The organism is Streptomyces sp. NBC_00285, assembly GCF_036174265.1.
Lineage (GTDB): Bacteria > Actinomycetota > Actinomycetes > Streptomycetales > Streptomycetaceae > Streptomyces.
In genome coordinates, this window is the sequence record NZ_CP108055.1 from 9,589,388 (window position 1) to 9,610,920 (window position 21,533).

Consider the following 21,533-nt stretch of genomic DNA (forward strand, 5'->3'; position numbering starts at 1 on the left):
ACGCGACAGGAACAGGACGCCGTCCCCGGCAGACAGGTCAGGAATGCGCCGTGGGGACGGCGTCCTTCGCGTGGAAGGCCGCGCGGTACGCCTGCGGTGTGGTGCCGACCACCCGGCGAAAGCGCTCCCGGAACGCCGTGGGGGAGCCGAACCCCGCCTGCCGCGCGATCCGTTCGACCGGGTGTCCGGTGTTCTCCAGCAGGTACTGGGCGCGCCGCACCCGGGCCCGCAGCAACCACTGCAGGGGTGTGCTGCCCGTCTGCTCGCGGAAGCGGCGGCTGAAGGTGCGTTCGCTCATCCCGGAGCGGGCCGCCATCGCAGCGAGGGTGATCTCCTGAGCGAGACGGTCCTCGATCCACTCCAGGAGCGGCTCCAGTGCCGAACCGCGGGGTACGGGCGGATGGTCGTGCACGATGAACTGGGCCTGCCCGCCCTCACGTTCGAGCGGCATGACCGACATCCGGGCGGTGTGCGCGGCGACCGACGACCCCAGGTCCCGGCGGATCATGTGCAGGCACAGGTCGAGGGCGGCGGCCGCACCTGCGGAGGTCAGGATCTGACCGTTGTCGACGTACAGCACGTCCGGCTGGACCTCGACGGCGGGGAAGCGCCGCGCGAGTTGCTCGGCGGCCACCCAGTGGGTGGTGGCACGCAGCCCGTCCAGCAGCCCCGCCTCGGCCAGCACGAAGGCACCCGCGCACACGGACGCGATGCGGGTCCCCGCCGCGGCGGCCTCTCGCAGGGCCGTCAGGACGCGCGGGGAAGGCGGGCCGGCCGCGGGGGAGCAGCCCGGCACGATGACCGTGTCCGCCTCGGCGAGGGCCTCCAGGCCGTGTTCGACCTGCAGGGTGAACCCCCCGTCCGCCCGCACCTCGGGCGACTCGGCGCACAGCCGGACCCGGTAGGCGGGGCGGCCGTCGGGCAGATGCGTCCAGTCGAACACCTGCATGGGGGCCGCCATGTCGAACGGCACCACGTCATCGAGGACCAGGATCGCCACGGAGTGCATGAGGGACACGATAAGCGGGTTCCCGCCATGGACCTGACCACGGGAAGAACGTAAAAGTGGCTGTCTGGCCTGTTGGCGAGAATCCGTTGGAACCTGTCGTTTCAGCCTCTGTGTGATCACCGGGGAGCTTTCCTAGGGTGGGCGGGCACTGCCGACCGCACCCGAGAAGGACACGCCACCCCATGACCAAGTTCCTGCTGACCCTGCACGTCCTCGTGGCCATCGTCGCCGTGGGGCCGGTGACCGTGGCGGCCAGCATGTTCCCGCCGGCGGTCCGCCGGGCCCACACGGAGGAGGCAGAGGTCGGCACGGTACGGCTGCTGCACCGCGTCTGCCGGATCTACTCCGGCGTCGGCATCGCGGTCCCCGTCCTCGGTCTCGCCACCGCGGGCGCGATGGGCGTCCTGGGTGACGGCTGGCTCACCGCCTCCATCGCCCTGACCGCCGCGGCCGCCGGAGTTCTCGCCGCCTTTGTCCTGCCCCGGCAGGGCGAGCTCCTGGAGGAACTGGCCGGGCAGGGAGGCGTCGAGCACCGCAGCACGGTTCAACTGGCCATGTTCACCGGCGTCTTCAATCTTCTGTGGGCGACCGTGACCGTCCTGATGATCGTGCGGCCGGGGTCCACCACGGGGGCGTGACGCCCGCGGCCCGTCAAGGCCGGCACCGGAAATCGCACGTCGGTGCGTGGGGGCGCCTAGACTCGTCAGCCGTGCCCATGCGCGTGGGCCGAGAAAACGAAAGGCGCGTTGACGGGTGTTCCAGGATTCCCCCATTTACGACCGACTCGTCGCCGAGCGCGGCGACGTCCCCGCTGTAGCCCGCAGGGAGGCCGAGCGCGTACGCAGGGAACTGGAGTACGTCATGCGGCCGTTTCAGCCCCTCATGCCCCCGCCCGCCCCCGAACGCCCCGCCTCGCCCGGCCAGGGATGGGTGCCCGCCGCACTTCCCCCCGGCCCCCGGCCGTACTGACCCCTCTTCAGGACACCGTGGTGTTCGCTCCGTTGGCGGAAGCGCGCTGCTCCGGGCCCGGCAGGGCCAGCCATTCGGCGATGCTGCGCGCGATCGGCTGGCCCGTCTCCACCTCGACGAAGCCGAACTGTCCCGACTGGTTGCACTCCAGGAACCACCAGGTCCCGTCCCCGTCCTCCGCGAAGTCGAAGGCGCCGTAGGCCAGTTCGGCCCTCTTGAGGTAGTCGAGGACGGCCGCGGCGACCCGTGGCGCAACGTCGGTGGGGTGCCAGGACGCGTCGGACGCGGCGAAGCGGACGTCCACCTCGTCGTCGGCACCGGTGACCTTCCGCGCGGCCAGCATCGTCTCGCCGACGACGGTCAGGCGTATGTCGGCCCGTTTGGCGACCCGCCGCTGCAGCAGGGTGGGGCCGAACGCGACGGCCGCGAAGTCGGTGTCCGGTTCGACCCGGCTGGTCGGCACCGCCCGCGGCGGATCCTGCGGATGCGCGCCGGAGACCGGCTTGACCACCAGATCGGGGTAGCGCTCGGCGAACTCGCGCGCGGCCTGCGGAAACGTTGTCACGATCGTCGCCGGAACGGGCAGGCCGCAGCGCTGGGCGAGCCGCAGCTGCCACGGCTTGTGACGAGCCCGCCCGGCCGCGTCGGGATGGTTCATCCACCGGGCGTCACTGCCGCGGAGCATGCCGTACAGCGCCTGGGCGGACTCCTCGGTCAGCCAGTCGGAGGGCTGCGCCGCCCGCACCGCGGGTGTGCCAGGCCGGCGGACCCAGATCGAACGCAGCCCGGAGATGCCCACCAGTCGCCCGCCGGCCGAGAGGTGGCCGCGGAAGGCGCCGTGGACGTATTCGCCGGACAGCGCGACCCCCTCGGTGAGATCCGCCGGATCGAGCCGGACCACCGGAACCCCCATGGCGTCGAGGTGCACGACGACCATGTCGGCCGTCACGTCCTCTTCGCAGGTCAGAATCAACACGGTCATCAGTCGTCGACCTGTGTTCAGTCGTCGAAGTGAGTCTTGGAGCCCGCCGTGGACGTGGTGGTCCCCAGTTCCCTCATCAAGGCATGGTCGCGGGCCGCGACCCGGCCGTCCATGAGCACGTTCAACTGCCGTCCGGAGTCGTAGACGTACGGAGTGGTCGCCTCCAACGCCGCTGCCGGACGTGCGTAGTTGAGCGCGAACGGTTGCATCGTCTCTCCCTCGCCGGTACTGCCTCTCGCCGACGGACGTCACCCCAGGACGCCGTCAGGTCAGCCGAGTTCCTTCGGCTTCCAGAGACTTATACGAATCGAACGAGTGATTGGTTTCCTCACACTGCGTAATCACGGGCGGCGCGGTGGCTCCGGGTCCCGCTCGGCGAGCCGCAGCGCGGCCCGGTCGTCGGGAGAGACGCGCAGGGTCCGCAACGCGAGCAGCAGGACACCGATGTCATCGAGATACACCGGGTCCGGCACCAGATCGGTAGGCAGTACGAAGTACAACAGGGCGCCCCAGAAGACCCAGCGGGGCCCGGTGGGAAGCCCGGCCCGCCGCAGACCGCGCCGGGTTCGGACGAGCCGTACCAGCAGTCCTACGGCCACCGCCAGTGCCAGCGCCGCGAGCACCGCGGCGACGACGATCAGTGCTGTGGTCGAATCCACGGGCCGACCTCCTCCTCGGGGCGCCGTACGGCGCGCTGTCTCACGGATTCCCGCATCCGGCCCCCCTAAGGCTCGCCGAGGTCCGCCACTCACACCCGTGGCTCATCCGAGTGGCACCTCGCCGCGTACCCGCTTACGAATTGGTTCACCTCAGTTTCGTGGTCGCACGCGGGGGGCGCACGGAGGCGACCGCACTCATTGTCTGGAGCACAGCATGACCACCGGCCCGTCAGCAGCTCACCCGAACGAACCCGCCATACCGATGGACCGGTCGTACGGCGATCCCGTCGGCGACCTGGTGCGCGCCGCCGTGTCCGACCGTCCCCTGGAGGACGTCGTTCACCTGATCACGCTGCTGGAACAGTCGCCCCAGTACGCCCAGGCCACGGCCGCCGCTCTGCGCGCGGTCGGCGTGGACCGGTCCGTGGAGGACGTCACCCGGCTCGTTGCCCTGCTGACCCGGCCGCCGAGAGACGCGGACAGCGCCGACGAGGCGATCCGGGCCGCCGCCGAGACGCGACCCATAGAGGACGTCACCCGGCTGGTGGCACTGCTGAACCGGTCCGAGCTGCAGCCCCACTGCGGTCAGGAGGCGGTGCGGGCGGCCGCGACCGGGCGCCCCGTCGAGGAACTCGTCGAGCTCATCGGCCGACTGGCGGTGGAGAGGCCCGAGCAGCCGTCCTACGAGGCGCCCGGGTCGTACGAGTTCGCAGGCCGTCCGGAGCAGGAGATCGCGGGCCTGGACGTCTTCCCGGCCCCACCGCCCCATCCCCCCGCGCGACGACGGACCGCGAGGGTACCGGCCTGGCCGGGCCGGCTGGCCGCCCTGGCACTGCTGGTGTGCGGCCTGCTCTGCTTCCCCGCGCACCGGGACGGGGCGTCCCTGCGGGTGTACGGCTTCGCCGTCGGGGTGTCCGCCCTGTGCGCCCTGCTGGCCCTCCTGTTGGCGATCCGGCCGGTCGTCGTGCTGCTCGCCCTGGCGGTGCTGGTACCGGCAGGCGTGGCCGCGGGCCAACTGCTCGACGGCCGCTTCCGCTCGGCGGGTCTGTCCCGGGCCCTGGAGCTTCCGCTCGCCCCGGCCTGGCTCGCAGGCACGGTGGCCGTGTGCGCGTCCCTGGCCGCGCTGACCGCACTCGTGGTGCGCCTGGCGGTGCCGGCACGGCCCGAGAGCGTGCTGACGGAGCGGCGGATGGCTGAGGCGGTCCGATAGGCGGGCCGTGTCCGCGTACTGCGGCGTCCGGTACGGGAGTTGAGAACATGCCCAGGCGTGGGCCCCCGGGCCCCCGCCTGGGCCGACGCCATGAGCCGAACCCGGCTCGCCGAAGGGCTGCGAGCCGCCTACGAGGAGTCCTGGCGGCCCGCCGGCCGCTCCGGTGACGCGTCGCTCTCGGGGCCGACGCGGGAGGTTCCCGCGCTTCAGCTGATCTGCTGGTCCGAGTCGTCGTCATGGGCGGCAGAGGGCCGCAGGGTGCCCTTCCAGCGCCCGAACGTCCGCGACAGCTGCTGCAACGGTGTGGTGGCCTGCGGGTCCGCCGGGGGCAGCGGCGCCGGCGCGTTCTCGCGGTAGATGGCCAGGGCCTCGTTCGCCCGTTCGGCGGCCTCCCGGTACAGATCCCGGGACTTCGTCATGGCGTCCAGCGCCTCGGCGTACATCGCCACCAGCGCCTGCGCCCGTTCGACTTCCTCCGCCGGTGTGAGCAGCTGCCACTGTTCCCGCAGGGCGGTGACGGCCGCCTCGGCGCCGTCGGGCAGCGGCTTCGGCATCGCGGCGTAGCGCGTCACGGTGGCGATCAGCTCGGTGGGCTCCGAACCGTCCAGGAAGACACTGCGCACGGAGAAGTCCCGGCCCTCGTAGCCGGGCGGCACCGGCGTCCCGGGCAGCACCACGGCGCCGCCGCGCGGCACCTCCACACCGAAGTCCTTCACGGCCCAGTTCAGGACCCGCAGCTGATGCGGCTGCGCCCGGTGCTCGACGATCCGGTGGCGCAGGCTGGGCGGCAGCATGTCCGACAGCGGACGGCGGCCGCCCGGGCCGGTGGTCATGGCCTCGTGGACGACGACATGCACCGCCCAGCTGCCGCGCACGGCCTGCCGCAGCAGCCGCCGTACGTCCTTGTCCTCCTCGGGCAGGACGCTCAGCTCGCGCAGTCGCAGCCCCGTGTCGGCGTCACGGTCCCAGAAGACGTCCGCGTCCTCGGGCCAGAACATCGTCGCGGGCGACGGCCAGCGCAGGTCCCACGGCTGTTCCGCCTCGGCCGCCAGCACCCACTCCTGGCTGCCGCTCGACACCGGAGCCAGCGAGAGCCGGGCCCGGACGGTCACCTCGTCGGCGACCCGCCAGCGGGCCTCGAAGATCCGCTCCGGGGCGTCCGCGGTCTCGGAGGGTTCCTGGAAGTCGTCGAGGACGGCACTCTCCTTGAGCTGCCCCAGACTTCGGCGCAGGACGTCACTCGCGTCGGATCCGAGATGGCGGCCGCGGGCCAGCCAGACGGTGGAAGGTGCCGTGGAGTCTGCCGTGGGAGTGCGTGACATGGGTCCATCTGTGAGAGGGGGCGGTGCTTGCCACGGCCAAGTATCGTCGCCGCCGGCCCGTGCGGACCAGGCGGGGTCCGGCAGCCGGACAGAATGCCTGCGTACGGCCCGGGGAAGAGGGGACTCGGCCGGCCGTCGGAGCGCGCGGCCGGTCCGGTCCTGGCAGCGCACACGGGGCGCACATGCTCCGCACCGGACAACCGCCTTTCACCCGTGCCCAGTTCGGTGCTCGGACGCCAGAATGGCCTCTCGAACAGGGCCCGCCCACCATCCGCTTCGGGGCGGGCCCTGTTCGCGCTCGCAGGCCCGCCTCGTGTTTCGGCTCGCTGAATATATCGGCATCCGATATATTCTTGTTTCATGGCACCCAGGAACATGACACAGGCGGCGTTCTTCGTCCTGACCGCCCTCGCCGATCAGCCGCGGCACGGCTACGGCATCCTGCGCGAGGTCGAGGAGCTCTCCGCGGGAAGCGTGCAGATGCGCGTCGGCACGCTCTACGGGGTACTCGACCGGCTCACCGCCGACGCTCTGATCGTGCTGGACCGTGAAGAGGTGCAGCAGGGCCGGCTCCGGCGCTACTACCGCCTCACCGACGCGGGGACCGCGGCCCTGGACGCCGAGGCGGAGCGGCTGGCCGCCGGAGCGAGCGCCGCGAAGAAACGGATCGCCCAGGGGCGGCGTGCCCCCGGCAGTGCCCCCACGGGCCGCGGACTCGCCGGAGGTCTGGCATGACGACTCTGCTCGAGACCCGCTACCGCTCCGTCCTGCGACTGCTCCCGGCCTATTACCGGCGTGAGCGTGAGGAGGAGATGGTCGAGATCTACCTCTGGGACGTCGACCCGGACGTCCAGGACCAGAGCCGTCCCACCCTCGGCGAGGTGGCGAGCATCGCCGCACTCGCCGTGCGCAGCAGGCTCGGCGCGGGCGGCGCACCCCGCCGGTACGCCGTGCTCGGCTCGGCGGTCCGCCACTTCGCGCTCTTCGCGGTCCTGCTCCAGGCCGCCTCCGCCCTGGTCGACCGGATTCTGGCACTGACATGGGCGAGGACCGGCGGCGCGAGCCAATGGAACATCTTCGTGGGGGACTTCACCGGCCATGGCGTGCTCGCCGGTGCCGTCGCGGTCGCCCGATGGGTCCTGCCGCTGCTGTGGACGGTGGCCTACTTCGCCCTGCTGCGCGACCACCGGCGCCTCGCCCGGGTGTCCGCACTGGGCGCGGCTGTGCCGACGCTCTTTCCGCTGATCCAGATCTGGACCCTCGGCTTCGCTCCCTCGGACTCCGCCTACGTCGCCGCCGCCGCGCTGCTGGCCTGGTCGTCGGCGCTCACCCTGTGTGCGTCCCACCACCGGGACGCGCCGCCGGCGACCCTGCCCGCGGGAACCCCCGGGTTGGTCCTGGCCGCGTCCTGTGTGCTCATGGGCGGGTCCATCGTGGCGCTGCCCGACGGGGTCGACACGGCCTGGGCCCTCGTCACGTGCTACCTCGCGGCGGCCCTCGCCTGGCTGCTGTACCGGGCCCGGAGCGCGGACCGCGTCCCGGTCGCAGGCGGCGCCGCCGCCCTCGCGGCGCTCGGCCTGCTCCTCCTGGCGGTCCGGATCACCGCCGTCTACCCCTGGCTCGACGTCCTGCCCGGGACGCTGCGCGTGGGGGTCCTCACCCAGGTGGCCGCCCTCGTGGTGCTGACCGCCGCGCTGGCCGTCGTGAGCGGTCGCGACCTGCTCAGCCGTGGTAGGTGATGTACCCGTTGCCGTCCGGGTCGTTGGCGCTCGCGGTGTACGCGTGAGTGTCGGCATGCGCGCCCGAGGGCTTGTAGAGGCGGATCGTGTCCTTGTCGTTGTTCCAGATGAAGTTGCAGTTGTTGCGGTAGACGACGTTGTGCGCGTCGGAGTCGGTGCCGCGGCCGCCGCGCAGCTTGACGTAGTCGCCGGGCTGGAGCGTGTGGTTCTTCGTGAACGTGAACTTGTTGGTGCTGGTGGAGTCCCTGACGACGTACCCCTTGAGGTTCACCGTCGCGGTCCGTGAGTAGTTCTTGATCGTCAGGTACTCCTCGTCGGTGTTGCCGGTGGCGCAACTGTTGGAGTCCCGGCCCGGGGCGTCGTACTGCACGCCCTTGATCTTCAGCGCCGACGAGTACTCGGCGGCGTGGGCCGGGATCGTGGCCAGCACGGTCAGCGCGCCCGCGGCCGCGACGGCGGCTATGTGTCCTCTGCGCATGGAAAAGCCCCCCTGTGAAGGTCTGGTGAAGACGACCTGGAGCGTATACAACGCGGAGCACCAAGGGGGCTTTTCGGTTGAATCAGTAACCTACTCGGAATGTGGCGTCCTGCTTCTCGGTGGTCGTGGAGATCGGGTCGATGCGCAGGACGTAGTCGGAGTGCCGGATGTAGCGGGTCGGGTTGTTGTAGGAGCGGAAGGAGGCCCAGCTCGCGTCCGCAAGGCCCGCCGTGCGGTAGAAGGTCGCGTCACCGGCGAACGTCGACGTGCCGTCGTTGACGTCCAGTTGGAGTGCGTAGTTGTAGTGCCGCAGGTAGCGCGTGGGGTAGTTGACCGACCGGAAGGAGACGCCGGAGCTGTCGGCGAGGCCCGGGACGAGGGTCCACAGGGAGTCCTTGTAGGGCTCGACGGGGTACTCGTCGATGCGGCCCACGTAGTTGGAGTGACGGACGTAACGGGCCGGGTAGTTGTAGGACTTGAGCCTGTTCCATGCGGGTGCGCCCCACTTGGTGAGCAGGTTGTTGTACTCGGCCGTGGTGATCGTCGTGATGCCGCAGTGCTTGGAGTTGACCGGCTGGGTGTAGGTCTTCTGGTCCAGGGCGGTCCAGGTCCCGGTGGCGGGGCTGCTCGACTGCCAGGCGTAGAAGACGCCGTTGGGTGTGTAGGTGTCGCCCCACAGCCACCAGGTGCCCGACGTCAGGGACTTGACCACGGTCGGGGCCTCGGTGCCGCCGTGCGCCACGCCCGCGCTGTACTCGGTGAAGCTGCCCGGGTTCAGGGAGGTGGACCTGGCGCTGACCAGGGTCTGGTTCTTCTTGAAGTAGAGGTAGTTGTAGCCGCTCACGCCGACGGCCATGTCGCCGTCGATCACGTCGTAGCCGGGGTCGAAGAAGACCTGTGGGGCGGAGGCGGTGACGAAGTCGCTGGTGTAGTTGACCATGATCACGTTGTGGCCGCTGCTGTTGACCGAGGAGTAGATGACCGCGTACTGGCCGCGGCCGGCGTCCCAGAACGCCTCGGGTGCCCAGCTGTGGGTGGTCATGTCGTGCAGCTTGAGGCGCCGGTAGCCGGTGAACGTGCGCAGGTCGGCGGAGTCCCAGACGTGGATGTACTGGCTGTTGTAGCTCCAGTCGGTGCCCTTGAGGTCGGTGGCGAGGACCACGAACGTGCCGTCCTGCTTGCGCATCAGGAACGGGTCGCGCAGGCCCAGGGCGCCGGCGGTGGGGGTGACCAGCGGGTTGTTCTGGTTGAGCGGCGTCCAGTTCAGCCCGTCGGGGCTGACGGCCAGGTGCAGGCCGTAGTCGGTGCCGTCGCCGAGGTTGGTCGACTCGGTGAAGTAGACCATCGCGTACGCCGAGTCCGCGGCGTGGGCCGTTCCGGAGCCGAGGGTCAGGGCCAGGGGGACGGCGGCGGTCATGCCGAGCAGGCCACGACGGGACAGGTGGGGGTGTGCGCTCATCTTGTTCTCCAAGGTGACGTGCGGGGGCACCTCAATGACCGGTATTTCGAACAGAGTTCGGTAAATCGATCAGAAAGTAGGCCCTGGCCATGAGCGCGTCAATCGTCCTGCCAGTACTTTGTGATTTCTGTGCACCCGGGGCACGGTGACGTGCCCCGGGGCGGGTGGGTCAGCGCTGGGTGTAGATGAAGCCGATCTTGTCGACCTCGTCGGCGGCGCGTCCGTGGAACCCGGCGATCTGCCAGCCGGACGGGGCGGTGCGGGTCACGCAGTCCGAAGTCGTGGTGCCGCCGGCCAGCGTACGGCCCAGGTTGGTGGTGAACTTGGCGTAGAAGATCCGCGTGTGACCGTCCTTGTCGGCCTGGCAGAGGTTCGCCGTCGTCACGTACTCACTGCTGCCGAGCGTCAGGGAGGACGCGGTGCCGCCGGTGCCGCCGTGGGCGAGCGTGGTGCCGTTCGCCAGGGTCAGGTTCATCTGGTCGACGCGGGCGCCGGCCCGCAGGCCGATGGTGGTGGCGCGGGCGCCGGCGGGGACGCTGGTGATGTCGTTGTAGTAGTCGCCGTGCGGGCCGCCGTACTGGTCGCTGAGCTGGTAGGCGGCGCTGCGCGACCAGGTGAAGCCGACGGTGACCGGGTCGTGGTCGGAGAGCATGAGGCCGGCGTCTGTGAGGAACTTGGCGTGCTCGTTGTTGTACGACGTGGCGTTGAGCGAGACGAGTTTGCTGCTGCGGTAGAGGACCTTGTCGACGACCTCGCAGGTGTTGGGGACGGTGGCCCCGGTCTGGTCGCAGACCAGGGCGTCGCTGCCCTTGGTGGGCGGGGTGCCGCCGCGGATGAGCTTCACCCAGGCGTCCGTGAGGCCGTTGGCGGCGCCGAACTCGGCGATGGTGTCGGCGCTGCGGGTGTAGCGGGTGTTGGTGTCGCCCATGACCACGACAGCGTTGCCGGCCGAGTGGCTGTTGATGAAGGCGGTGAGCTGGTTGAGGTTGTCGGCGCGTGAGGCCTCGTCGCCGTCGTTGGTGCCGGCGTTGGTGTGCAGGTTGTAGAAGTCGACGTAGACGCCGTCGGCCAGGCGCTCGCGCATGAAGCTGAAGCCCTTGGGGGTCAGGCAGTCACCCGAGTCGATCTGGCACGAGTTCCAGTGCACCCGCTCGAAGTCGTCCTCGTCATACGGGATTTTGGACAGTGTGTTGAGACCGCTGCCGATGCCGGCGCCACCGCTGGTGGGGGTGCGGTAGGCGTGGTTCGTGTCGCCCGCGTAGAGGTAGGAGTGGTAGTTGAAGTCCTCCTCCACATGGACGATGTCGTACGGCGCTATGCGCTGGCCGATCGCCGTGGTGCTGGTGTCGCGCGGGGTCGACGCGCTGGAGAGGGCCGAGGGCAGGCCGGCCACGTTGTAGGTGAGGACGTTGAAGCTGCCCGAGTCGGCCGCCGAGGCGGACGGGGCCGCCACGGTGAGTCCGCCGAGCACGGCGGTGGTCGCCGCCAGAGCGGCGAAGAGTCTGCGCATGGGGAGTGTCTCCTGATGGAGTGGCGCGGGTGAGTGGTGCGAGCGGGACAGAAGTTACCGCCGGTCATCCCAGGTTGTCGCCGTCTCGCACGTATCTGGATCGTCAATTTGCCTAAGGCTGAGCGACGTTGGGGCCCCGCGCTCGCCGACGTTCATCTCCGCGTCACGCGCCGTGGCTGAATCCCGGCCCCGCGGACGCCGTGGCTCCAGATCAATAAGAGTTGTGGAATTTCTGCGCGGCATATCTGTCTACGATATGAAGATCGTACGGAGAGGGGTGGCGCGTGACTGAACCACCGGTCCTCGTCTGCCCGGAATGCGGGACGCCCCGGGCGGCGGACGGCACTCCTGCCTGCTCCTGCGCCCACCGCGCCTCCGAGGCCCATCTGGAGTCCCGTGCGGCCGAGGCCGCGGCCGCCGAGGACTTCGATCCGGTGCGCATACGACCGTTCGTGGAGGTCGGCGAGGAACCGACGGAGCCGGCGGGGGATCCGGAAAGTCCGGACGAGGCAGGGGAGTTGACCGGAACCCCTCTGATGTCCACCGACGTGGTACGAACCGAGGCCTCGCCGCTCGACGGGCCGCCCGCGGACCTCCCGGCCTCCGGCGCCCCGGACCGCCGCAAGCGGCGCACGGTGCTCGTCGCCGGAGTGGGGGCGGCCGTTGCCGTCCTGGTGACGGGCGGATTCATCAGTGGGCTCTTCACCTATGACGGCCCGGAGCGGGACGGTTCCGTGGCAGGTGGCGTGCGGGCCGGTGTTCCGGAGGAACCGCCTGCCTCGGGCAGGCCGTCCGCCATGGCCTCCTCTCCCACGGCGACCCCCACGCAGTCGTCCGCGCCGCCCACCTCCTCGGCGAGCGCGGAACCGGGCGGCAGTGCGAGCCCGACGGCCACCGCCACCACCACTCCCGTCGGCATCCCGTCCAGCGTCGCCGCCACCGCCACGGCGGCACCGAGGCCGACCGCGTCGAACAGCAGGCCGCTCGTCCTCCGCCTCGGCGACCAAGGGCCCGAGGTCGTCGAACTCCAGCTCCGCCTGCGGCAGATCGGCTTCTACGACGGCGACGCCGACGGCGACTTCGACCAGGACGTCGAGAGCGGGGTCCGCTCCTACCAGGTCGCCCGCCTGGTCCTTCAGGACGAGTCCGGCGTGTATGGCGCGGCGACGCGCGCCTTGCTCGAATCGGAGACCTCGCAGCCGTGAGCGCCGGGAACTACCTCCGGTGCCCGTCGGACGGATGCGCCCAGTCGTGGGGGCGCGGGATCGGGCTCGGTGGCACGGGAGTTGAGAGTGATGGGATCAATGCCCCGCCACTGGCCCGTCCTGATCCGGTCCTCCAGGGCGTGCAGGGCGGCGATCTGCTCGCCGCGACTGAACGTGCAGTGGCCCGCATTGGCGACACCGCCCTGGACCAGCCGCACATGGACAGCGAACCTGCGTGGCCCTGCGACTGCTGGTCTGGCACCGCCTCGGTGGCCGCCCGGCCGGTGATGGCGTACGAGGACCCGATGAGTGCGTAACCCTGGTGCAGCAACAGGGACTTCGTGGCGTCGTCGGGCGCGTTGTGCGCGGGGTTGGGGATGCCGGCCGGGGTGTAGCCGTGACTGTGGAGCAGGACCGTGCCGTTCCAGCCGGCCGGTACGTCCATGAGGCAGGTCGCGCCCGACGGCAGACGGCCTTCGACGTGAACGTCCGTGGCGGCGTGGGCGGTTGGGGCGATGGGGGTGACGAGCAGCAGTACGGCGACGGTGAGGATCGTGCGGGTGTGGATGCGGGGCTTCACGAGGTGGGGGCTGCTTCGGTGCAGTCCGTCTTTGTTTCGGTCGGGGGCGCTGACACCGCGAAGGTAGGCGTGTACATTGCGGGCGTCAATGATGTGCACAACATCAATGGGCGGGTCGTGAGGTGTTCTGCCGCCTCGTCAGGAGGGCCCCATGCACAGGCACTTGCTCGGACTCGCCGTTGCGGTGGTGACCCTCGTGGGCGCCGCCGGGTGCGGATCGTCGGACTCCGGCAGCGGCGGCACCTCGTCCGCCGGCGGAGCGAAGAAGACACAGGTCACGGTCGGGGTCATCCCCATCGTCGACGTGGCGCCGCTCTACCTGGGACAGAAGAAGGGGTTCTTCGCCAGCCGCGGGATCGAGCTGAAGATGGTGACCGCGCAGGGCGGCGCGGCGATCATCCCCGGTGTGGTGAGCGGGCAGTTCCAGTTCGGCTTCAGCAACACCACGTCTCTGATGCTCGCGCAGACCAAGGGCGTTCCCGTGAAGTCCGTGGTCAACGGGGCCGCTTCCAACGGCAAGGTGGGGGCCGACGTCACCGGCGTCCTGGTGAAGAAGGACAGTCCTACCTTTCAAGGCGTGGGTCTGATCTGATCGTTCGTAGGATCAGAGGGGCCCGGGGGCTCCGGGTATGGCTGTAAAGGCTGAGCCGACAGATGGCTTACGGGACTTGGCCGCCCAGAGCCCCGCGACGACTCGACCGCTGATTGGGAGACGCGACTCGATCGCTGCTGTAGGACAACGTCGGCGAGGTCGTCTGCGGGATCAATGTCAGACGAACTGGCGGAGGGGCATATGTCCGAGATCTGGGCCGGGGTGGACATCGGCAAGACGCATCATCACACCGTGGTGATCAATGCAGAGGGCGAGCGGTTGCTGTCCCGCCGGACCCTGAACGACGAGAGTGAGCTGCTGGCGCTGATCGGCGAAGTGCTGGCGATATCCGACGATGCGCTTTGGGCCGTCGATCTCAACCACGGGGGCGCCGCCCTGCTGATCGGCCTGCTCATCGCCCACGACCAGCCAGTCGCCTACCTCACCGGCCTGGCGGTTCACCGAGCCTCGGCCACCTATCGGGGCGAGGGGAAGACCGACGCGAAAGACGCCTTCGTCATCGCCGACCAGGCCCGCGTCCGCCGGGACCTGGGACTGCTCAGGCCCGGGGAAGAGATCGCTGTCGACCTGCGCACCCTGACCACCCGGCGCCTTGACGTGGTCTTCGACCGCACCCGGCAGATCAACCGCCTCCGGGCCCAACTGCTGGAGATATTCCCTGCGTTGGAACGGGCGCTGGACTTGACCAACAAGGGTCCTGCGATCCTTCTGACCGGCTACCAGACGCCGTCAGCGATCCGCCGCGCAGGCGCGAAGCGGATCGAGACCTGGCTGAAGAACCGCAAGGTCAAAGGTGCCGCCGCACTCGCTCACATCGCCGTGGAAGCCGCCCGGGCCCAGCACACCACGCTGCCCGGCGAGAAACTGGCCGCCGCGATGGTGGCCCGCCTCGCGAAGGCGGTGCTGGCCCTCGACGAGGAGGTCGCGGAACTCGACGCCCTGGTCGAGGCCCGGTTTTGCGAACATCCCCACGCCGAGGTGATCCGCAGCCTGCCCGGTATGGGGCCCAGGCTCGGCGCCGAGTTCATCGCCGCGACGGGTGGCGACATGGATGCCTTCGGCAGTGCCGACCGCCTGGCCGGCTTCGCCGGCCTGGCCCCGCAGCCCCGCGACTCCGGCCGCGTAAGCGGCAACCTGCGCAGACCCCGCCGCTACCACCGCGGCCTGCTGCGGGCCATGTACTTGTCGGCGATGGCCAGCCTCAAGTCCTGCCCCGCCTCCAAGACGTACTACCAGCGAAAGCGGAGCGAAGGAAAGGGGCACAAGCAGGCTCTCCTCGCCCTCGCACGTCGACGCATCAACGTTCTGTGGGCGATGATCCGCGACAGCGAGTGCTATCACTCCTCACTTCCCACCACAGAAGCGGCTTGACATAAGCATTGGGAAGTCCCGTGAAGTCGGCCAAGGACCTGGCCGGGCGCACGGTCGCCGTGAACACGCTCCAGAACATCGGGGACACCACGGTCCGTGAGTCGGTGCGACTGGACGGCGGCGATCCGGCGAAGGTGAAGTTCGTCGAGATCCCCTTCGACCAGATGCCGGCCGCCCTGGACGGCGGTCGCGTGGACGCCGCGTGGATGGGTGAACCGGCCCAGACCGTGGCCAAGGCGCAGGGCGCGCGGGTCATCGCCTCGCCCTTCGCCGAGACCGACCCGAAGCTGACCGTCGCGACGTACTTCACCTCGACGAAGATCGTGCAGCAGGACCCCGCCCTGGTGAAGAACTTCACCGAAGCCATGACGGAGTCGCTGCAGTACGCCACCGGCCATCCGGACGAGGCCCGGCAGATCCTCACCACCTACACCAAGATCAGCGGCGATGTGCTGACCGGGCTCATCCTCCCCAGCTGGCCTGCCCAGGTGGACACGGCCTCCCTGGAGAAGCTCGCTGCCCTCGGTGAGCAGGACGGCATCTTCAGCGGCAAGAAGCCCGACATCCAGGCCCTGTTCTCCTGACCCGACTCACGGCTCGGGTCACCGGTCGGCGGTTCGCGGCTGGGGCCCCTCGCCGTGCTCCTCGGTCTGGAGGACGACCTGCCGGAGCCCGTCCGTCGGGCTCCGGCGCCGGCTTCTCGGCGGTGGCCGGGGTGCGCTTCGTAAGTCCCGCCTGTCCAGCGACGCCTGGCACGCGCGCCCCGACCCATCCGGTGTCGAAGCACGCGCTAGCCGTTCTATGCCTGCTGTTCGGCCCAGAGGTCCGTGTCCCAGTCCATGAGCCGGGCGAGGTCCTCGTCGGAGGGCCGGGAGGCGGCGGAGGGGGTGTGGGTGCCCCGGGAGATGTTGCCGCTGACGGTGATGTTGTGTTCCACGCGGGGACGGCGCAGCGTCTCGTAGAGGGCGAGCGCGGCATCGGTGTCCGGCGCGTCCCGCAGGGACTTGGCGAGGACGACCGCGTCCTCCAGCGCCATCGAGGCACCCTGGCCGGTCGCAGGCGAGGCCGCGTGGGCGGCGTCGCCGATGAGCAGGGTCCGTCCGGAGCGCCACGGGGTGCCGGTGGGGATCTCGCTGGCGTTGGTGACCATCAGGTCGTCGGCGGTGGCCGCGACGATGCCCGCGACCGGGGTGGCGTCCTTGCGCAGCAGCGGCAGCAGTCGCTCACGCCAGTCGGCGGGCGTCCCCTGCGCCAACTCCTCGGCGGACAGCGGGTCACCGGTCACCCGGGCGAACCAGTACGTCTCGCCGTCCGGCGACACCGCGTACCCGAAGGCGGCCCCGCTGCCGCGGACCATGGTGATGCAGGCGTCCGGGCCGGAAGGAGCAGCGGCGCGCGTGTAGCCGTAGAAGACGTACTGGCCGGCGTGGAACGGCTGGGTCCCGGGTGAGAACGACCGCCGTACGGCGGAGTTCAGGCCGTCGGCGCCGATCAGCAGGTCGCCGATCGCGGTGGTGCCGTCGGTGAAGTGCGCGATGGTCCCGTCGGGGCCGCCCTCGGCGGAGGCGAACCGGGCGCCGTGCCGGACGGTGATGCCCCGGCGCACGGCCTCCGCCTGGAGCGCGGTGTTGAGGTCGCCGCGGCGCAGGCAGCGGTAGTGCAGCCGCGGGTCACCGGTGTCGCCCATCGGCGCGTGCGCCACCTCGGTGCCGGTGTCGTCAAGGACCCGCAGCGAGGTCAGCGGAAAGCCGGTCGCGGTGACCGCCGCGGACGCGTCGAGCTGGGCGAGGGCGCGCATGCCGTTGCTCGCCAGGGTGAGGAAGGCGCCGATGTCCTCGGCCGAGTCCGGATGGGCCTCGTGCACCGTGACCTCGAAGCCCGCCTTGTGCAGCGCCAGAGCCGTCGCCGTACCGGCGATACCGCCGCCGATGACCAGTACGCGTGCCACACCCACCCCGTTCGTTCCGTGTCCGCCCGCACGGTCGCACAGACAGGGAAGGAACGACCGGACGGCGGCGAGGGTTCCGTGAACAGCGCGACGCCGGTCGCGCCGCGCCCCTGCGGGGCCGTGGCACGACCGGCGTCGCGTTCGGATCAGGCGCCGCTCTCCCGCAGCATGTCCTCGCGCTCGACGAGCTTCACGCGCTCGCGGCCCTGGGGCTCACCCAGCGCCTTCTCGGCGGCGTCCAGCTTGTACCAGCCCTCCCAGGTGGTGAAGCGGACGTTGCGCTCGGCGAGGAATGCGTCCACGGCCTCCGGCTCGGGCGAACCGGGGCTCTGCAGACGGTCGTTCGCGAAGTCGTCCAGCAGGTTGGACACCGTCTCGTTGGCGTCGCCCTTGGTGTGGCCGATGAGACCCACCGGGCCGCGCCGGATCCAGCCGGTGACATACGTCGACTTCAGGTGCTCGCCGCTCTCCTGAAGGACGCGGCCACCGTCGTCCGGGACCGTGCCCGAGTCGATGTCCCAGGGCAGCTTGGGGAGCTTGTCGGACAGGTAGCCGACCGCGCGGTAGACCGCGGTGACGTCCCATTCCTTGAACTCGCCGGTGCCCTTGACGTTGCCGGTGCCGTCGAGGGCGGTGCGCTCGGTGCGCAGGCCGACGACCTGGCCGTCCTCGCCGAGGATCTCGGTGGGCGACTCGAAGAAGTGCAGGAAGAGCTTGTGCGGACGGTCGCCGACGTCGCGGATCGCCCAGTTCTCCAGGGTCTTGGCGACCATGTCGGCCTGCTTGTTGCCGCGCCGGGTCTCGATCGAGCCCGCGTCGTAGTCGATGTCCTCGGGGTCGACGATGACCTCGATGGTGGGGGAGTGGTCCAGCTCGCGCAGCTCCATCGGGGAGAACTTCGCCTGCGCCGGGCCGCGGCGCCCGAAGACGTGGACCTCCAGCGCCTTGTTGGCCCTGAGTCCCTCGTGGACGTTCGGCGGGATCTCCGTGGGCAGCAACTCGTCGGCCGTCTTGGCCAGGATGCGCGCCACGTCCAGGGCGACGTTGCCGACGCCGAGCACCGCGACCTTCTCGGCCTCCAGCGGCCAGGTCCGCGGCACGTCCGGGTGGCCGTCGTACCAGGACACGAAGTCGGCGGCGCCGTACGAGCCGTCGAGCTCGACGCCCGGTATGCGCAGCTCGCGGTCGGCCGTCGCGCCCGTGGAGAAGATCACGGCGTCGTAGAACGCGCGCAGGTCGTCCAGGCTGATGTCGGCCGGGTAGTCGACGTTGCCGAACAGGCGGATCTGCGGCTTGTCGAGCACCTGGTGCAGGGCCTTGATGATTCCCTTGATCCGGGGGTGGTCCGGTGCCACGCCGTAACGGATCAGTCCGAACGGGGCCGGCATCCGCTCGAAGAGGTCGATGGACACGCCGGGGTCGGCGGCCACACCGGACTTGAGCAGCGCGTCGGCGGCGTAGATCCCGGCGGGGCCGGCTCCGACGATGGCTACCCGCAGGGGGCGGGGCATGATCAGGTTCCCTTCGAGCGACAACAGATCAACTCGGGGGAAGCCTAAGTTAAGGCAAGCCTAAGTCGGTACGCGGGTCCGGTCTATGGACTCATAAGACCGCTTTATGAGTGAGTGAGGAACGTCGACGCCGTTCACGGCAGCGGCTGTTCCGCCCAGATCACCTTGCCCGCCGGTGTGTACCGGGTGCCCCAGCGCTCGCTCAGCTGGGCGACCAGGAACAGTCCGCGGCCGCCCTCGTCGGTCATCGCCGCGTACCGCAGATGCGGCGAGGTGCTGCTGCTGTCGAAGACCTCGCAGATCAGGGTGCGGTCGTGCAGCACGCGCACGTGGATGGGGTCGCCGCCGTAGCGGATCGCGTTGGTGACGAGTTCGCTCAGGATCAGCTCCGTCGTGAACGCGAGATCGTCCAGGCCCCAGCGGGCCAGCTGCCGGGACACCACCGCCCGGACGTCCGCGACGGCCGCCGGTTCGGCGGGGACCTGCCACTCGGCGATCCGGTCGGCGGCGAGCGCCCGGGTGCGGGCCACGATCAGGGCGATGTCGTCGGTGGCCCGGGTCGGCGGCCGCGCGTCGAGCACGGCCCGGCAGGTGTCCTCGGGCGAGGGGCCCGCCTGTTCCAGCGCGGTGCGCAGCAGTTCCAGGCCCACGTCGATGTCGCGTTCCCGGTCCTCCACCAGTCCGTCCGTGTACAGCACCAGTCGGCTGCCCTCGGCCAGTTCCAGGTCGGCCGTCTCGAACGGCAGACCGCCCAGGCCCAGGGGCGGGCCTGCGGGCACGTCCGCGTACTCGACGCTGCCGTCGGGGTGGATGAGGGCGGGCGGCGGGTGACCGGCGCGGGCGATCGTGCACAGCCGTGACACCGGGTCGTAGACCGCGTACAGGCAGGTCGCGCCCGTGACGGGGGAGTTGTCGCTCTCCTCCGCCTCGTCCTGGTCGATGCGGGCGACCAACTCGTCCAGCAGGGCGAGCAGTTCGTCGGGCGGCAGGTCGAGGGCGGAGAAGTTGTGCACCGCCGTGCGCAGCCGCCCCATCGTGGCCGCGGCGTGCAGCCCGTGCCCCACGACGTCACCGACCACGAGCGCGACCCGCGCACCGGACAGGGGCAGTACGTCGAACCAGTCGCCGCCCACCCCCGCCTGCGCGGGCAGGTACTTGTAGGCGATGTCCAGCGCGTCCTGCTCGGGCAGCCGACGCGGCAGCAGACTGCGCTGCAGGGTCACCGCCATGGTGTGCTCGCGGGTGTAGCGGCGGGCGTTGTCGATGGAGACCGCGGCCCGGGTGACGAGTTCCTCGGCGAGGGCGACCTCCTCGGCGTCGAAGGGCTGGGGCTTCTCCGAACGCCAGAAGCTGACCGTGCCCAGGACGAGGTTGCCGGCCCGCAGGGGCACGGTGATCAGCGAGTGGATGCCGTACCCCACGACCTTGGCGGAGCGCTCCAGGTCCTGCGCGCGCCACCCGGTGGCCTCGGCGAGGCGGGCCTCAAGGACGGCCCGGCCGCTGCTGATGCCGCGGGTCTGGGGAGCGGAGTCGACCAGGGGGATCTTCTCGCCGACCTGGTACAGCGGGGCATCCTTGCGGATCCCGCTGAGTGCGGTGCGGCGCAGGGTGGTGGCCGCCTCGGGCTGACCGCCGCTGAGTACCGGGTCGAACAGGTCGACCGTGGCGAAGTCCGCGAACCGCGGTACGGCCAGTTCCGCCAGTTCCTCGGCGGTGCGGGTGACGTCCAGGCTCGTTCCGATGCCCATCGTGGCGTCGTACAGGATGTCCAGGCGCTCGCGGGCCGCCTCGGCGCGCCCGGACAGGGCGCGCAGTTCGGTCGAGTCGCGCAGGGTGGCGACGCTTCCCGGCGGGCCGCCCTGGATGTCCGTGGGTCGCTGATTGACCGCCAGGAGCCGGTCCTTGACCCGGTGCACCTCGTCCGTGGCCACCCGCCCTGAGGCCAGCAGCCCGGCGGTGTCGGCAGGCAGCGCGAGGTCGAGCACGTGCCGGCCCTCGGCGTCCGCGGGCAGGTCGAGCAGCCGGTGGGCCTCGTCGTTGGCGAGCAGCAGCCTGCCCTCGCCGTCGACGATGAGGACGCCTTCCCGTACGGCGTGCAGGACCGCGTCGTGGTGCTCGTACATGCGGGTCATCTCGTGCGGTCCCAGACCGTGCGTCTGACGCAGCAGCCGCCGGCTGACCAGAGCCGTGCCCGCCGTGGCCAGGGCCAGACCCACGGCGGCGGCCGTCAGGAGCAGCGGCAGTTGCTGGTCGGCGGTGCCGCCCACCTTGGCGGTGGTGATGCCGGCCGACACCAGGCCCACGACCTTGCCGTCGGCCGCCTTGATCGGGACGACGGCCTGCACGAGCGGTCCGATGGTGCCCGTGATGTCCTCGGTCACGACGTGCCCGGCCAGCGCGTCCGTGATGTCCCCGACGAACTTCTTGCCGATGCGGTCGGGCTTGGGGTGCGTGTACCGGATGCCGTCGGTGTTCATGACGACGATGAAGTCCACCTCGGTCGCCACCCGGGCCGCCTCGGCGCGCGGCTGGAGCACCGCCGAGGGGTCGGGGCTGCTGAGGGCCGCCACGGTGCCCGGGGCGTTGGCGAAGGCCTCGGCCACGGCGACGGAACGGTTGCGGGCCTCCACCGTGCTGTCGCGCCGCACCTGGAGCACCAGCGCCCCCACCGCGGCCACGACCAGCAGAAGGACGATCACCACTTGCAGGACGAACACCTGTCCGGCCACACTGCGCCCGCCGAGCGCCGCCCGCAGGGCCCCCTGCCCGCGCGCCGTCCGCTCTGCGTCGCGATCCGTCCGCGTGGGCGAACTGCCCAGGACGGGGCCGTCGTGCCGGTCGTGAGCGCGGTCGGGTGTGTGCGGTGGGCGGGGGCCGTCGGGGCGACGGGCCGACCCGCCCCCGGAGCGGCCCAGGAGTCGGACCATGTGCCCATGTCTACACTGCTGCGCCGCAGGAGGCGAGGGGC

Annotated in this window: 17 protein-coding genes and 5 pseudogenes; 9 read left to right on the forward strand and 13 right to left on the reverse strand. The window is 70.6% G+C overall.

Annotated features, from left to right (window positions below):
- Positions 1-37: 37 nt before the first annotated feature.
- On the reverse strand, positions 38-1,009 hold the full coding sequence (locus OHT57_RS43945; protein WP_328752570.1) for a GlxA family transcriptional regulator: 972 nt from the start codon (positions 1,007-1,009) through the stop codon (positions 38-40).
- Between the two features lie 182 nt (positions 1,010-1,191).
- Between OHT57_RS43945 and OHT57_RS43950 the strand changes: the two genes are divergently transcribed.
- Both OHT57_RS43950 and OHT57_RS43955 read left to right on the forward strand, forming a co-directional pair.
- The gene (locus OHT57_RS43950; protein WP_328752571.1) at positions 1,192-1,647 is read left to right on the forward strand and encodes a hypothetical protein; all 456 of its coding nucleotides are present in this window, start codon (positions 1,192-1,194) and stop codon (positions 1,645-1,647) included.
- A gap of 115 nt (positions 1,648-1,762) precedes the next feature.
- Positions 1,763-1,978, forward strand: a complete 216-nt coding sequence (locus tag OHT57_RS43955; protein ID WP_328752572.1) for a hypothetical protein — start codon at positions 1,763-1,765, stop codon at positions 1,976-1,978.
- Positions 1,979-1,985: 7 nt separating this feature from the next.
- Here the strand turns inward: OHT57_RS43955 and tgmB are convergent, their stop codons facing one another.
- The 3 genes from tgmB to OHT57_RS43970 all read right to left on the reverse strand — a co-directional run bounded on the left by tgmB (position 1,986) and on the right by OHT57_RS43970 (position 3,619).
- Positions 1,986-2,960 carry an ATP-grasp ribosomal peptide maturase gene (gene tgmB / locus OHT57_RS43960; RefSeq protein WP_328752573.1) on the reverse strand — a complete coding sequence of 325 codons (975 nt, stop codon included), beginning with the start codon at positions 2,958-2,960 and terminating at the stop codon, positions 1,986-1,988.
- 17 nt (positions 2,961-2,977) lie between these two features.
- Entirely contained in the window at positions 2,978-3,169 is a 192-nt protein-coding gene (gene tgmA / locus OHT57_RS43965) for a putative ATP-grasp-modified RiPP (RefSeq protein WP_020134687.1), read from the reverse strand.
- 132 nt (positions 3,170-3,301) lie between these two features.
- Positions 3,302-3,619 carry a YkvA family protein gene (locus OHT57_RS43970; RefSeq protein WP_328752574.1) on the reverse strand — a complete coding sequence of 106 codons (318 nt, stop codon included), beginning with the start codon at positions 3,617-3,619 and terminating at the stop codon, positions 3,302-3,304.
- A gap of 214 nt (positions 3,620-3,833) precedes the next feature.
- Here OHT57_RS43970 and OHT57_RS43975 point away from each other — a divergent pair, with 214 nt between their 5' ends.
- Entirely contained in the window at positions 3,834-4,829 is a 996-nt protein-coding gene (locus OHT57_RS43975) for a hypothetical protein (protein ID WP_328752575.1), read from the forward strand.
- A gap of 206 nt (positions 4,830-5,035) precedes the next feature.
- On the opposite strand, the gene OHT57_RS43980 is transcribed toward OHT57_RS43975, so the two are convergent.
- Positions 5,036-6,151 (reverse strand): hypothetical protein, encoded by a 1,116-nt coding sequence (locus OHT57_RS43980; protein ID WP_328752576.1) that lies wholly within the window; start codon positions 6,149-6,151, stop codon positions 5,036-5,038.
- Positions 6,152-6,526: 375 nt separating this feature from the next.
- Between OHT57_RS43980 and OHT57_RS43985 the strand changes: the two genes are divergently transcribed.
- The gene (locus OHT57_RS43985; protein WP_328753502.1) at positions 6,527-6,886 is read left to right on the forward strand and encodes a PadR family transcriptional regulator; all 360 of its coding nucleotides are present in this window, start codon (positions 6,527-6,529) and stop codon (positions 6,884-6,886) included.
- Complete coding sequence (locus tag OHT57_RS43990) at positions 6,883-7,890, forward strand: hypothetical protein (protein ID WP_328752577.1); 1,008 nt, start codon at positions 6,883-6,885, stop codon at positions 7,888-7,890. The genes OHT57_RS43985 and OHT57_RS43990 overlap by 4 nt, the downstream gene beginning before the upstream one ends.
- Here OHT57_RS43990 and OHT57_RS43995 read toward each other — a convergent pair.
- The 3 genes from OHT57_RS43995 to OHT57_RS44005 form a co-directional block, all read right to left on the reverse strand.
- Complete coding sequence (locus OHT57_RS43995) at positions 7,874-8,368, reverse strand: lamin tail domain-containing protein (protein ID WP_328752578.1); 495 nt, start codon at positions 8,366-8,368, stop codon at positions 7,874-7,876. The genes OHT57_RS43990 and OHT57_RS43995 overlap by 17 nt on opposite strands.
- A gap of 82 nt (positions 8,369-8,450) precedes the next feature.
- The gene (locus tag OHT57_RS44000) at positions 8,451-9,827 is read right to left on the reverse strand and encodes a glycoside hydrolase family 43 protein (RefSeq protein WP_328752579.1); all 1,377 of its coding nucleotides are present in this window, start codon (positions 9,825-9,827) and stop codon (positions 8,451-8,453) included.
- A gap of 169 nt (positions 9,828-9,996) precedes the next feature.
- Positions 9,997-11,337: a jacalin-like lectin gene (locus OHT57_RS44005; protein WP_328752580.1), complete on the reverse strand. Its 1,341-nt coding sequence runs from the start codon at positions 11,335-11,337 to the stop codon at positions 9,997-9,999.
- A 284-nt stretch (positions 11,338-11,621) separates the two neighbouring features.
- Between OHT57_RS44005 and OHT57_RS44010 the strand changes: the two genes are divergently transcribed.
- Complete coding sequence (locus tag OHT57_RS44010; RefSeq protein WP_328752581.1) at positions 11,622-12,542, forward strand: peptidoglycan-binding domain-containing protein; 921 nt, start codon at positions 11,622-11,624, stop codon at positions 12,540-12,542.
- A 250-nt stretch (positions 12,543-12,792) separates the two neighbouring features.
- On the opposite strand, the pseudogene OHT57_RS44015 reads toward OHT57_RS44010, so the two are convergent.
- Positions 12,793-13,110: pseudogene (locus OHT57_RS44015) on the reverse strand (hypothetical protein); the annotation flags it as partial.
- A gap of 163 nt (positions 13,111-13,273) precedes the next feature.
- Between OHT57_RS44015 and OHT57_RS44020 the strand changes: the two are divergent.
- The 3 genes and pseudogenes from OHT57_RS44020 to OHT57_RS44030 form a co-directional block, all read left to right on the forward strand.
- A pseudogene (locus OHT57_RS44020) lies at positions 13,274-13,687 on the forward strand (ABC transporter substrate-binding protein); the annotation flags it as partial.
- 228 nt (positions 13,688-13,915) lie between these two features.
- Entirely contained in the window at positions 13,916-15,106 is a 1,191-nt protein-coding gene (locus tag OHT57_RS44025; RefSeq protein ID WP_328743927.1) for an IS110 family transposase, read from the forward strand.
- A gap of 14 nt (positions 15,107-15,120) precedes the next feature.
- A pseudogene (locus tag OHT57_RS44030) lies at positions 15,121-15,690 on the forward strand (ABC transporter substrate-binding protein); the annotation flags it as partial.
- Between the two features lie 215 nt (positions 15,691-15,905).
- Here OHT57_RS44030 and OHT57_RS44035 read toward each other — a convergent pair.
- From OHT57_RS44035 to OHT57_RS44045, 4 genes and pseudogenes are all read right to left on the reverse strand, one after another.
- A complete protein-coding gene (locus OHT57_RS44035; RefSeq protein ID WP_328752582.1) occupies positions 15,906-17,060 on the reverse strand; it encodes an FAD-dependent oxidoreductase in 1,155 nt (384 codons plus the stop codon).
- Positions 17,061-17,200: 140 nt separating this feature from the next.
- The gene (locus OHT57_RS44040) at positions 17,201-18,565 is read right to left on the reverse strand and encodes an FAD-dependent oxidoreductase (protein ID WP_328752583.1); all 1,365 of its coding nucleotides are present in this window, start codon (positions 18,563-18,565) and stop codon (positions 17,201-17,203) included.
- Between the two features lie 134 nt (positions 18,566-18,699).
- A pseudogene (locus tag OHT57_RS47575) lies at positions 18,700-19,092 on the reverse strand (ATP-binding protein); the annotation flags it as partial.
- A gap of 51 nt (positions 19,093-19,143) precedes the next feature.
- Positions 19,144-21,492 (reverse strand): annotated as a pseudogene (locus OHT57_RS44045) (SpoIIE family protein phosphatase); the annotation flags it as partial.
- Between the last annotated feature and the right edge of the window lie 41 nt (positions 21,493-21,533).